Genomic DNA, 11759 nt, shown 5'->3' on the forward strand with positions numbered 1-11759 from the left:
CGCCATACGGGGTGGCATGGCGGCCGTTTGCGGCGACTCGGCGGCCGGGTTGGTGGCAGGGTGGCCGTTTGCGGCGACTCGGCGGCCCGAAAGTTCTCTAGGGCGTCCCCGCTCCGAGGCAGCGGCATGGCCTGGCGCGTCCGGGCACAAAAAAGCGACGGCGGTCATCCCCCAAAGGAATGGCCGCCGTCGCGAGTTGTGAAAACTAGTCCTTCTTGAAGGCGTCCTTGACGTTCTCGCCGACCTTCTTTGCGTCGGACACGACCTGGTCCTTCTGGCCCTCAGCACGCATCTCGTCGTTGTTCGTTGCCTTGCCAGTAGCTTCCTTGGCCTTGCCGCCGAGGTTCTCTGCCTCGTTCTGAATCTTGTCTCCGATACCCATGGCGTGAACCACCTCTCGTTTACAGTTGAACTACAACGTTTTCCAACACTAACACAAAGCATGCTTAGTAACTCAAGGGTCCACCATGGCGCCGGGATTAAATCTGCGGCGAGGCCGGGCTAGGCTCGAAGCCATGGACGATGAAACCAGCCTGACCCAGCATGTCAACGCGCCGGCAGACAAGAGGTGGGCGGTTACGTCCAACCTTCCGGGCTCCGCCGCCACGTTGTCCGGCGTCGATTCCAGCCGGAGGCTGTCCGCGGAAACAACGGCACGGGCCGTGACGCCCTGATGGCACGGACGGCAGGTCAGAAAGCGACGAAAGTGACCGCCCCGCGGCTCAGCCCGGTCCGGTTGGAGGACCTCCGGGAGGACCACTCCCCGGACTTCCGGTCCGGCGAACGTTACGACGGCGTCCGGTACACCAAGGCAACCGCGGACGGGCTGGATCTTGGCGGCACCGACTTCGCTGAATGTGATTTCCGGGGGATTTCCTTCAATGAGACCCAGTTGCGGGGTGCGTCCTTCCGGGACTGCATCCTCGCAGAGCTGTACGCCCCGGTGTTCACGGCCGCCCGGAGCACCCTGCGCGACGTCGAGATCGGCAATCCGCGCTGGGGTTCCGCTGAGCTCTACGAGAGCGGCTGGCAGTCCGTACGGATCGACGGCGGAAAACTCGATTACCTCAACCTTCGCGGTTCCAAACTGACAGACGTGCAGATCAGCGACTGCATCATCAACGAACTGGACCTGGGGTCCTGCGCTGCGACCCGGATGTCGCTGAAGAACTGCACCATCGGCACCCTCGATATCTCCGGCGCCCGGCTCAAAGACGTCGACATCCGCAGCACGGACTTCCGTGCCATCAGCGGACTGGAAAGTCTTGCCGGCCTCGTGATCGATGATTACCAGCTGGGCCTGCTCGCCCCATTAATGGCCGGCCACCTGGGCGTCGTCATCGCGTAACGCCACGGGGCCCCGATTGACCCCCTTGCCGCGCCGTGTAATCTTTATAGAACGAACGGTCGGTAATTTGGCGCCCCTGCGGAACGAGTGCAATGGGCGCCGCCGATGAGAATTCTTTCGATGACAGTGCCGTTTATCGCGTGAAGGGTGTACCCATGGCATCAGCAGTTGCAGGACCACAAGCATTTCTGGTGGGCGGTGCCCGTACTCCGGTGGGCCGGTATGGCGGCGCGCTCTCCGCGGTCCGCCCCGATGATTTGGCTGCCCTGGTGGTCCGCGAGGCCGTGTCCCGCGCCGGCCTGGACCCGGACAGCATTGACGAGGTGATTCTCGGCAACGCCAACGGCGCCGGTGAGGAAAACCGGAACGTCGCCCGGATGGCCACCATCCTGGCCGGCCTGCCGCTGCACATTCCCGGGATCACCGTCAACCGGCTCTGCGCGTCCGGGCTGAGCGCCATCATCATGGCCAGCCACATGATCAAGTCCGGGGCCGCTGACATCGTGATCGCCGGCGGCGTCGAATCCATGAGCCGCGCCCCCTGGGTCCAGGAGAAGCCGCAGACCGCTTTCGCCAAACCCGGGCAAATTTTCGACACTTCCATCGGCTGGCGCTTCGCGAACCCGCTGTTCCAGAAAGGCGAGCTCTCCCGCGGCGGGAAGATGACCTATGCCATGCCGGAAACGGCCGAGGAAGTCGCCCGCGTGGACGGGATCAGCCGCGAAGACGCCGACGCCTTTGCTGTCCGCTCCCACGAACGCTCCCTCGCGGCTATCGCCGCCGGCCGCTTCGCCGACGAGATCGTCCCGGTCACGGTCAAGACCCGCAAGGGCGAAACCGTCGTCGATACCGACGAGGGCCCCCGCGCCGGCACCACGATGGACATCCTCGCCGCCCTCCGCCCTGTCGTCGCCGGCGGCACGGTGGTCACGGCCGGAAACTCCTCCACCCTCAATGACGGGGCCTCCGCCATCATTGTCGCTTCTGAAGCCGCCATCGAGCGGCTTGGGCTCACGCCGCGCGCCCGGATCATCGACGGCGCCTCCGCCGGCTGCGAGCCGGAAATCATGGGCATCGGCCCCGTCCCGGCCACCCGGAAAGTGCTTGACCGGACCGGACTGAGTGTCGGTGACCTCGGCGCGGTCGAACTCAACGAAGCCTTCGCCACACAGTCGCTCGCCACCATGCGCCGGCTCGGCCTGGACCCCGAGATCGTCAACCGCGACGGCGGCGCGATTTCTTTGGGCCACCCGCTGGGTTCCTCCGGTTCCCGGCTCGCAATCACCTTGCTGGGCCGGATGGAACGCGAGGACGCCAGGGTCGGCCTTGCCACCATGTGCATCGGCGTCGGCCAGGGCACCGCGATGCTGCTGGAGCGTGTCTAGTGGCGGCCGCCGCGACGGGTTTGGACCCGCAGCATTTCAGCACGCTGCTGGTCGACGAGCGCGCGGACCGGCTGGTGGTGCTCCTGAACCGCCCCGAGGTCCGCAACGCCATCGACCAGCAGATGGTCGATGAACTCCATGCCGTCTGCGCCGCTTTGGAGCAGACCCCGAAGGTGCTCATCATCGCCGGCACTGAGGGGGTCTTCGCCTCCGGAGCGGACATCGGCCAGCTGCGCGAACGGCGCCGCGATGACGCGTTGCAAGGCATCAACTCCACCATTTTTGTGCGGATCGCGAAGCTGCCGATGCCCGTCATCGCGGCCCTGGACGGGTTCTGCCTCGGCGGCGGCGCCGAGCTGGCGTACGCTGCGGACTTCCGGATCGGCACCCCTTCCGTCCGGATCGGCAACCCGGAGACAGGCCTGGGCATCCTGGCCGCCGCCGGTGCAAGCTGGCGTCTGAAGGAGCTCGTGGGGGAGCCGGTGGCCAAGGAGATTCTCCTGGCCGGGACCGTGCTGCGGGCCGATCGGGCCCTCGCGGTCAACCTCATCACCGAGATTCACGAAGCACCTGAACTGATGGCAGCAGCCCATGCCTTGGCTGACAGGATCGCGGGCCAGGACCCCCTGGCGGCGCGGATCACCAAATCGGTGTTCCACGCCCCTGCTGAAGCCCACCCCCTGATCGACCAGTTGGCGCAGGGAATTCTCTTTGAATCCCAGGCCAAGTTCGACCGCATGCAGGCTTTCCTCGACCGAAAGTCCGAAAAGAAGTCCGAGCAGGATCCAGACCGGAAGAAGAACTGACGATGAGCAACTCCGTACTTCCCGCGAACCTTCCTACCGCCGTCGGGGTGCTGGGCGGTGGCCGGATGGGTGCCGGCATCGCGCACGCTTTCCTGATCAACGGCGCCGACGTCCTCGTCGTCGAGCGCGACGACGAGTCGGCCGAGGCGGCCCGGGAGCGGGTGGAATCGGCGGCGGCCAAGAGCATCGAGCGGGGCGCCACGGATGGCAATCTGGACGAGATGGTCTCGCGGCTCTCGGTGACAGTGGACTACGACGATTTCAAGGACTGCCAGCTGGTCATCGAGGCCGTCCCCGAGGACTGGGACCTGAAGGTCGCCTCGCTGCGCGGCATCGAGGAGCGCTTGGCCGGCGACGCCTATCTCGCCTCCAACACATCCTCCATTTCCGTCGATGCCCTCGCGCGCGAGCTGCAGCGCCCGCAGAACTTCCTGGGCCTGCACTTCTTCAACCCGGTGCCCGCGTCAACCCTCATCGAGGTGGTACTCGGCGAACACACCTCCGAGCAGCTGGCCCAGGCCGCCCGTAGTTGGGTAGACGCGCTGGGCAAGACCGCCGTCGTCGTCAAGGACGCCCCCGGATTCGCGTCCTCACGGCTGGGGGTCGCGATTGCCCTCGAAGCGATGCGCATGGTGGAGGAGGGCGTGGCATCCGCCGAGGATATCGACAACGCCATGGTCCTGGGCTACAAACACCCCACCGGCCCCCTGCGGACCACGGACATCGTGGGGTTGGACGTCCGTCTCGGCATCGCCGAATACCTCGCCTCCACCCTGGGGGAGCGGTTCGCCCCGCCCCAGATCCTGCGCGATAAGGTGGCCCGTGGCGAACTCGGGCGCAAGTCCGGCAAGGGCTTCTTCACCTGGGACAAGTGACCCCGGACAGATCAGTCGAGGATGCCCACGATGTAGCCGATAAAGTAGAGCATCATTAGCAGCACCACCACGGCGATCATGATGATCCACAGGTACTGGACGAAGCCCCGGCCCTCGCGGATCCGCGGCCCTTGGGGTCCCACCGAGGTTCCCTCCCCGGGTGGTGTTTCGCCGGGCGGCACGCCGCCGCCCGGCTCGAGGCCGGTCAGGTTGTTCTCGAGGGGATCCGGATTCTGGGATGTCACGGTGTGCTCCTGTTCCGCACAGCGCCGCTACAGCGATGCTTGGGAGTCGAGGGTCTTTTTCATTCCGTCCATGGCGGGGCCGGAAAGGGAGTTGAACGCCGGCCGGACAAACGGTTCAGCGGCTTTGAGCCAGCCCTTGAGCTGGAACTCCGCCGTGTAGTCCACCTTGGAGCCCGCCCCGGACGGCGAGACTTCAATGGTGTCCACAGAGATCACTGACTTGTTCTCACCGCGCAGCTTGATACGGCTGGCTGTCAGTTCGATCACTTCATAGGTCAGCGCCTGGCGCTTGCCTCGGAACTCGGCTTCGGCGTGGTACCGGTGCCCTACGGCCACCGGCCCTGTGGAGAGCTTGTTCACCACAGGGGTTCCGGGGTCCCACTCCGGCGTGTGCTCAAACGTTGACAGGTAGTTGAAGGCCCTTGCGGGGTCAAGGGCTGAGGTGGCGGTGCCGCGGACTGTGATCATGACCCCAGCCTAACGAGGTTGCCGGGCGTCAAACCAGTGGGGGGCAATCCGGTCCACCTCCCGGATGCCCCTAGGATGGTGCCGTGACTTCCCTGGACCGGCCTGCGATCGCCCCTATCACCTTGACCGGTAAGCTCGTCGTCCTTGAGCCGCTCAGCCGGGACCACCACGACGGCCTCGTGGAGGCTGCCCGCGACGGAGAACTGTGGCGCCTTTGGTACACGTCAGTGCCCGCCCCGCAGCAGATGGCCGGCGAGATCGCCCGGCGCCTGGCCCTGCAGGAGGCCGGCGCCATGCTGCCCTTCACCACAAGGCTGCTTAACCCCGCCACCGGGGCGCCCGGCAAGGTGATCGGCATGACCACCTACATGAACATCGACGCCGCTACGCCGCGGGTGGAGATAGGCTCCACCTGGAACGCTGCGTCAGCCCAGGGCAGCGGCAGCAACCCGGACTCCAAGCTGCTGCTCCTGCGGCACGCCTTCGAAACATTGGGCTGTCCCGCCGTCGAGTTCCGGACGCACTGGCTGAACCACCAATCCCGCGAGGCGATCGCCCGGCTGGGTGCCAAGCAGGACGGCGTCCTCCGCGCCCACACCCGCAGTAGCGACGGAGCGCTGCGGGACACCGTGGTGTTCTCCATCCTGGCGCACGAATGGCCGATGGTCCGGAACGCCCTGGAGTTCAGGCTGGCCAGGCGGCGCTAGCGGGAGGAATAGGCTCCGGCCTTACTCAACGCTGCGTAGTACGCCTCGTAGCCTTCCGCGTTTGGGTGGAAGTTGTCGGGGCTGCCCAGGTTGGCGAGGTCCAGATTGATCCAGGGATCTGCCGAGTTGATGCCGTGGCCGGCGAAAGCAGTCCTGACATCGACATACGTCGCTCCGGTGGCAGCGGCAGCGCCCGCAATGGACCCGTTCAGGCCGTCAGCCAGGAAAGTGGCCTTGTCGATGAATACTGACATGGGATCGGCCGGATCGAGCGTGCCCGGGTTGTAGAGGTAGGGGTAGCCGGTCAATACCACCTTGGCATTCGGTGCCGCGGCCTTCACGCTCTTAACCATCTCGGCCACGGCGCCGGCGAGTTGTCCGCTGGCGAGCTGGGCCGCCGCATCAGCGCTGGCCTTGTCGCACAGCGGAGCCGCGGTGGAATCGACCATGGCGTTGCCACACTTGGTGACTATATCCCCGAACTTAAGGTCGTTGCCGCCTGCGGTAATGGTTACCAGTTCGGTGCTCTTGTTCAGCTGGCGCAGCTGGGTGTCCACGACCTCCTGGGTGGTTTTGCCGCTGCAGGCGGCATTCCTGACCAGCTTGATGGCTTTGACTTCAGCAGCGAGTTCGGAATAGGCACTCTCACTGCGGTAACAGCCATCCAGATACGGACCCGCTCCCTGCCCGGCGGCGTACGAATCGCCGAGCGCAATATATTTCATCTTGTCCACGGCCTGCGCCGGGACCGCCGCCGCGCCGACCGCCATCGCCAGAGTGGCGAGACCAGCAGCCAGGGCCGTTCGCCGGCGTCCAAGTGTTGCCATTCCCATGGTGTTCCCCTCAAAGGCGGGTAGATTCAGGCTCCCGCGCCGGGAGGTGAACCAGTCCTGGCGGCAGGCGTACTGAAGAAAAGCGCCCGGCGGCTACCGGGTCAACGCCACCTTACGCGGACACCTCCACCCGCACCACGGCCAGGAGACCCGTTGCCGAGATCCTTCGAATTCGGGTTCTGGATCGGCGCCGGAGCGTGTGCTTAACTTTCTTAGATGACCCATCCTGCCGATTCCGGTGGCCCCGCCCAGCCAACGGGTGCGCCAGGCGCGTTCGGGCACTCCGGTCTGGATGACCAGGACGCAGCAGTCCGGTGGAACGGCGCGGTCAACGCCTGGCACGTTGCTGGAAGCGTTTTTCGGATGGGGCGTCGCGAATGGCTCACCGAGGCGGGGTGGCAGCAGGCGTACGACGACGGCATCCGGACGGTGATCGATCTCCGCAACCCCGACGAGATCCGCCGCCGGGACACCGATCCCCTGGTTGGAGCCGAGGCTTTGGCGGTGTTCGACGTCGTCCATGCCCCTACCGAGGACCCCGGAAACGCCGAATTCCGAGCACTCTGTGTTCCCTACCTGAATGATCCGGCATCCTATGCGGACAACGCCCGGATCTTTCCGGGAAAGCTGGCCGGAGTTTTCAGAGCCGTGGCGTCGGCGCGCGGCGGCGTCGTGATTCACTGCTCCGCGGGCCGGGACCGCAGCGGCATGATCGCGGCCATGCTCCAAGACCTCGCCGGAGCCGGCGAGGACGCCATTGCCAGGGGTTACGAGCGCGCCATGCGCGGTATCAACGAACACCACCGGGTGTCGGGAGTGCCGCATCCGCATGAGCGGTATCTGCCCGAGGACGTCCTCGTGTCGATGCTGGAGATACGGCTGGAGAGCCTGCGGCGGTTCATCCGTCATGTGGGAACCAGGGAATTCCTGCGTCACAATGGCATCACAGACCGGGAGTTGGCAGCCATTCTCGCCAAGGTGGGGCGCTAGAGTGACCGGGTGAAGACTCCCAGGAATCAGCTGACAGGGCGGGCGGTGGCGGCTGCCGCCATCGCGCTCGCGGGATCGTTCTGCTCCGTTCCCGCTCTGGCCGAAACCGGGGGGCCGGACCCCGCGCCGTCGGTCTCGTCGGCAGCTCCGACGACGGCGGTTCCCAGGCCCACGGCGGACGCTGCGACCAGTGCCGTTTCAGCCGTGCCGGCGGTTCCGGGGATCAACGAAGCCGGGCTCGCCGCGGCCGTCCAGCGGGATCTGGGCATGACGGTTGAGCAGTTCAATGCAGCCGGCCAGCTCGGCAGGACGGCGGCCGACGCCGTGCCGTCGCTGCGCGGACTGCCGGGTTATCTGGGCGTCCGCCTGCGGGACGGCAAGATTCTGGTCGAAGGCAGCGGCCCTGAGCTGCAGGCCCGCGTCGATGAGCTGAACGTGGCCGCGGCCGTGTTTGCGCTCGTGGCGCCCGTGGCGGAGCCTCCGACCACCCCGGTTGCACCTCCTGCGGAACTTTCAGCGGACCCGGTTGCGCAAGCGCCCGCACATTCCGCCACGTCTCCGTCGAAGGCGGACCTCGTGGCCTCCAGTACCGAGCAGCTGTTCCAGGAGTACGTCCGCGAGGTGGGCGCCGCCGGCCTGCAGGCCGTCGCCTATTCCGGTGGAAGCTTCATCATCCGTACCGGCGGGACCAACACAGCGGAAACCGCGCTATCCCCGCAGCAGCAGACCACTCTGCAGCCGCAGACCGGCAAGGCGTCCACGGCTGAGGCCGCGCCGGGAAAGATCTCTCCGGCCGACTTCGTGGCGCGTTACGCCAACGTCCAGCTGGAGCTTGCAACCCCGGTCGCCACCGAAGCGGACGTGTACGGCGGGGACGGTTATGTCATCGATGCACCGCCCTGGCGGACCATCTGTTCCACCGGCTTTGGAGCGTACAACGGAAGCGGCCTGCCGGTCGTACTGACCGCCGGGCACTGCACCGAGGACGGCACCGGCGCGGTCCTGGGTCTTGAGCCCCGGGCGTCGGCCCCGGCGGGCGGCACGGCGCCCCTCCCGGAACGCCTCGCGCCGTTTGGCACCTTTGGATACAGCCAGTTCGGCGGACAGGACAACTCCTGGGTCCTGAACCCCGACTGGAACACGGGCGATGTGGGCGACCCCGGCAACGTGGGCACGGACATCGCCGTCGTCGAAGCACTCAGTGACGCCGTCAACCTCCGGCCCGCCGCGAACACTTGGGCCAGTGCGGCAAACCCCGGCGCCACTGCCGTGAAGATCATCGGCACGGTGGCGCCGTTCAAGGGCCAGAACGTGTGCCGCTCCGGACGGACGGACGGCTGGTCCTGCGGGCAGGTGGAGGAGACCGGCATCTATGTTGTGGGCGGACGGACCACCAATCCAGCGGATGTACGGGCGTTCCGCGGGTTTCTCTCCAAGAACGTCCAGTCCAGCGGAGGCGACTCCGGCGGCCCCTGGATCAGCGGGAACTTCGCTGTGGGCACCCACTCGGCCGGCGAGGCCCCGCCGGCGGATGGACAACCCGCAGCCCCGAACTTCGCCATCGCCACGACGCTGGAGGACTCCCTTACCAAGTTCCCGTCCGCCGTCGAACTGCAGCTGTTCCTGAACAAACCTCAGCTTGCGGCAGCGGTTGATGGGACCGTCATGGCAGGTCAACCCATCATGGGCCGGATCCCGGCAGCCCCGGCATCTGCCGTCGCCGCCGGCTCAAAGGTTCGCATCGTTGTTGGCAACAAGAAGCCGGTGGTGGTGCCCGTGGACTCCGCCGGGAACTGGTCGTTCCCCGCACCGGAGACCACCGGCCCGCTGCGGTTCACGGCCGAGACGGTAAACGGTTTCAGCCGCTCGGGCGCGGCGTCCCTCATGGTTACGGTTTCGGACCTTGACGCGCCGGTGATCAGCACGCCGGCCGAGGGGGCGGCGTTGAAAGAGCTCGCCCGCATCGACGGCACCGGCACGCCGGGGCTGGCGGTTCACGTCACCGGCGGTATCAGCGGCTCCGCCGTCGTAGCTCCGGACGGCAGCTGGAGCGTTCCCACCGGCGGGCCCGTCGCTGGCCGGATCTCGTTCCACGCCGTCCAAACGTCCCCCGGCGTCGTGGACAGCCCCTCCGCCACCCGCACCTTCACTGTGGCCCCGGCAGCCCCGGCCCTCACCTCCGTCAACGATGGTTCCCGCCTCAGCCAGGACTCGCTTCCTGCAACGCTCTCGGGAACGGGAATCGATGGCGCGGCCATCGCCGTCGTGGTCGATGGGAGCCCGGCAGGCGCTGCCCGGGTGCTGGCGGAGGGCGGACGCTGGAGTGCGCCGTTCCCGGCAGACCTTGCCACCGGTGTGCATACACTTTCGGTCACCCAAGCGGTCGACGGGGTTGTTTCGGACCCGCTGCTGGTCACCTTCAGCATTGAGGCGTCCGCAGTGGTGCCCGCGGCACCCGGCCCGGAGCCTGACCTTCCGGCCGTCGTTCCGCCCGCTCAGGCACCCGTGCTTCCGGCCGGCGCCGGGCAACCGGTTGACACCGGCGCCGGGCAACCGGCCGGCACCGGCGCCGGCCAACTGGCGGACACCGGCGCGAGCCTCCTGGTGCCGACGGCGGGACTAGCCGGCGGCACGATCCTGCTGGGCGTGGTCCTGCTGGCCATGACCCGGCGCCGGGTCATCCGTTAGCCACCGGGGATACTGATATCAGTGCCGATCGCAGTCGCCACGCCACTTAGCCGAGTCGACCACCTGGACGGCAACGCCAAGGGTGCCGTTATCCAGACTGCCCCACGCATACACGATCGTGTTTTTTCCCGCCGTCACCGGGACGTCCGCCGGGCCGATCAGGGGCGCGGTTGTTCCGGCGGCCGCAACCGACGCGGACACCGTCCCTGCCTCCAGGGTCAGCACCTTCTGCTTAGGGTTGCGCAGGTTCTTAATGACAGCGGTGTCGCCGGCCAGGATGTCAACGGCGGGCGCCGCGGCCACGTGCCTGACGGTCAGCTTTCCCTGGCCCTCGGGACTCGCCGAGGTGCTGTTCTTAAACAGGGTGGCAGTGGGCGCTCCGGCAGCATCCAGGTGCGCCACAGCGGTGTAGTTCCGGCCTTCCTTGAGATGAACCTTGACCGGTCCGATCACCGGGTTGTCCGCGCTGGTGGCGTCGGCTGCCGTGATCGCGATCTTGTAATCGCCGGCGTCAAGTTTCAGCGGCCCCGCGAGGGTTCCGGGGGTGAAGTCGTCCAAGGTGAGCTTGCCGTCCACCCACACGTCCACGGTGAGGCCCGGGACGCCGTGCAGGACGGAAAGCAGGGCGTCGTCGCCATGGTGCCGGCCGCCGTCGTGATTTCCGCTCGCCTGGGCGGGGGCTGCGAACGTGAGCGCCGCCAGCAGGGACAGTGTCCCGGCGGCATAAACGGATTTGCGCATGTCTAACTCCTCATTGAGTTGCCCGGTTCCGGGCGGTGATGTGCTTACACCGTTACTACCGGCCGGGGAGCGCCTTTGGATGCAGTTCTCGGAATCCCTGCCCGCAACCTCAGCCTTTGCGGTCCAGCAACAGGTTGGTGATCCGCAGGGTGCAGAGCCGCTGACCGGCCTCGTTGGTGATCAGCACCTCGTGGGTGGTCACGGTGCCGCCCAGATGGATGGGCGTCGCGGTGATGGTGATGAGGCCTTCACGGGCGGACTTGTGATGGGTGGCCGAGACGTCGACGCCGACGGCCGTTTTGCCCATCGTGCTGGCGTGGATGACCGCCGCCCAGGAGCCCACAGCCTCCCCGACGGCCAGTGAAGCTCCGCCATGAAGGAGCCCGAACGATTGCCGGTTGCCCTCCACCGGCATGGTGGCCACGACCCGGTCGACCGATTCCTCGACGATCCTCACGCCCATTTTTTTGTCGAGTTCACCAAGGGTGATCTTCCACAGCTCGGTGTTCGAGGGCTCGGGCGTCATCGCGTCTCCTTTATGGCCTGCAGACCCAAGGGCTCGGGCCGGTCCGTGCCGCCGCAGCTAGTGTGCGGCAGGCCTCATTCATGTACTGTAGACATATTACCGAACGGACGGTCAGTAATGCTGGCCGTGTTGATCTTGCCCCTGTTG

General features: G+C 66.6%; 14 protein-coding genes. 8 read left to right on the top strand and 6 right to left on the bottom strand.

What is annotated here, in order from left to right; translation table 11 throughout:
* Positions 1-205 precede the first annotated feature (205 nt).
* A complete protein-coding gene (locus tag RCH15_RS00915) occupies positions 206-382 on the bottom strand; it encodes a CsbD family protein (protein ID WP_326957114.1) in 177 nt (58 codons plus the stop codon).
* A gap of 133 nt (positions 383-515) precedes the next feature.
* Between RCH15_RS00915 and RCH15_RS00920 the strand changes: the two genes are divergently transcribed.
* From RCH15_RS00920 to RCH15_RS00940, 5 genes are all read left to right on the top strand, one after another.
* Positions 516-674: a hypothetical protein gene (locus tag RCH15_RS00920; protein WP_326957116.1), complete on the top strand. Its 159-nt coding sequence runs from the start codon at positions 516-518 to the stop codon at positions 672-674.
* The gene (locus tag RCH15_RS00925) at positions 674-1348 is read left to right on the top strand and encodes a pentapeptide repeat-containing protein (protein WP_326957118.1); all 675 of its coding nucleotides are present in this window, start codon (positions 674-676) and stop codon (positions 1346-1348) included. The genes RCH15_RS00920 and RCH15_RS00925 overlap by 1 nt, the downstream gene beginning before the upstream one ends.
* A 155-nt stretch (positions 1349-1503) precedes the next feature.
* On the top strand, positions 1504-2733 hold the full coding sequence (locus RCH15_RS00930; RefSeq protein WP_326957120.1) for a thiolase family protein: 1230 nt from the start codon (positions 1504-1506) through the stop codon (positions 2731-2733).
* Entirely contained in the window at positions 2733-3539 is an 807-nt protein-coding gene (locus RCH15_RS00935; RefSeq protein WP_326957121.1) for an enoyl-CoA hydratase/isomerase family protein, read from the top strand. The genes RCH15_RS00930 and RCH15_RS00935 overlap by 1 nt, the downstream gene beginning before the upstream one ends.
* Before the next feature lie 2 nt (positions 3540-3541).
* On the top strand, positions 3542-4414 hold the full coding sequence (locus RCH15_RS00940) for a 3-hydroxyacyl-CoA dehydrogenase family protein (RefSeq protein ID WP_326957124.1): 873 nt from the start codon (positions 3542-3544) through the stop codon (positions 4412-4414).
* Between the two features lie 11 nt (positions 4415-4425).
* Here the strand turns inward: RCH15_RS00940 and RCH15_RS00945 are convergent, their stop codons facing one another.
* Positions 4426-4659 (bottom strand): DUF6480 family protein, encoded by a 234-nt coding sequence (locus RCH15_RS00945; RefSeq protein ID WP_326957126.1) that lies wholly within the window; start codon positions 4657-4659, stop codon positions 4426-4428.
* 27 nt (positions 4660-4686) lie between these two features.
* On the bottom strand, positions 4687-5127 hold the full coding sequence (locus tag RCH15_RS00950; protein WP_326957129.1) for an SRPBCC family protein: 441 nt from the start codon (positions 5125-5127) through the stop codon (positions 4687-4689).
* 83 nt (positions 5128-5210) lie between these two features.
* Here RCH15_RS00950 and RCH15_RS00955 point away from each other — a divergent pair, with 83 nt between their 5' ends.
* Positions 5211-5834: a GNAT family N-acetyltransferase gene (locus tag RCH15_RS00955; RefSeq protein ID WP_326957131.1), complete on the top strand. Its 624-nt coding sequence runs from the start codon at positions 5211-5213 to the stop codon at positions 5832-5834.
* On the opposite strand, the gene RCH15_RS00960 is transcribed toward RCH15_RS00955, so the two are convergent.
* Positions 5831-6661, bottom strand: a complete 831-nt coding sequence (locus RCH15_RS00960; RefSeq protein WP_326957133.1) for an SGNH/GDSL hydrolase family protein — start codon at positions 6659-6661, stop codon at positions 5831-5833. The genes RCH15_RS00955 and RCH15_RS00960 overlap by 4 nt on opposite strands.
* A gap of 222 nt (positions 6662-6883) precedes the next feature.
* On the opposite strand from RCH15_RS00960, the gene RCH15_RS00965 reads away from it, so the two are divergent.
* A complete protein-coding gene (locus RCH15_RS00965; protein ID WP_326957135.1) occupies positions 6884-7657 on the top strand; it encodes a tyrosine-protein phosphatase in 774 nt (257 codons plus the stop codon).
* A gap of 9 nt (positions 7658-7666) precedes the next feature.
* Positions 7667-10345, top strand: a complete 2679-nt coding sequence (locus RCH15_RS00970; protein WP_326957137.1) for a S1 family peptidase — start codon at positions 7667-7669, stop codon at positions 10343-10345.
* Between the two features lie 18 nt (positions 10346-10363).
* Here RCH15_RS00970 and RCH15_RS00975 read toward each other — a convergent pair whose 3' ends face one another.
* Both RCH15_RS00975 and RCH15_RS00980 read right to left on the bottom strand, forming a co-directional pair.
* A complete protein-coding gene (locus RCH15_RS00975; RefSeq protein ID WP_326957139.1) occupies positions 10364-11086 on the bottom strand; it encodes a DUF4397 domain-containing protein in 723 nt (240 codons plus the stop codon).
* A 109-nt stretch (positions 11087-11195) separates the two neighbouring features.
* Positions 11196-11612 (bottom strand): PaaI family thioesterase, encoded by a 417-nt coding sequence (locus RCH15_RS00980; RefSeq protein ID WP_326957140.1) that lies wholly within the window; start codon positions 11610-11612, stop codon positions 11196-11198.
* Positions 11613-11759: the final 147 nt, after the last annotated feature.

It is taken from the genome of Arthrobacter sp. MP_M4 (assembly GCF_035984855.1).
GTDB lineage: Bacteria > Actinomycetota > Actinomycetes > Actinomycetales > Micrococcaceae > Arthrobacter.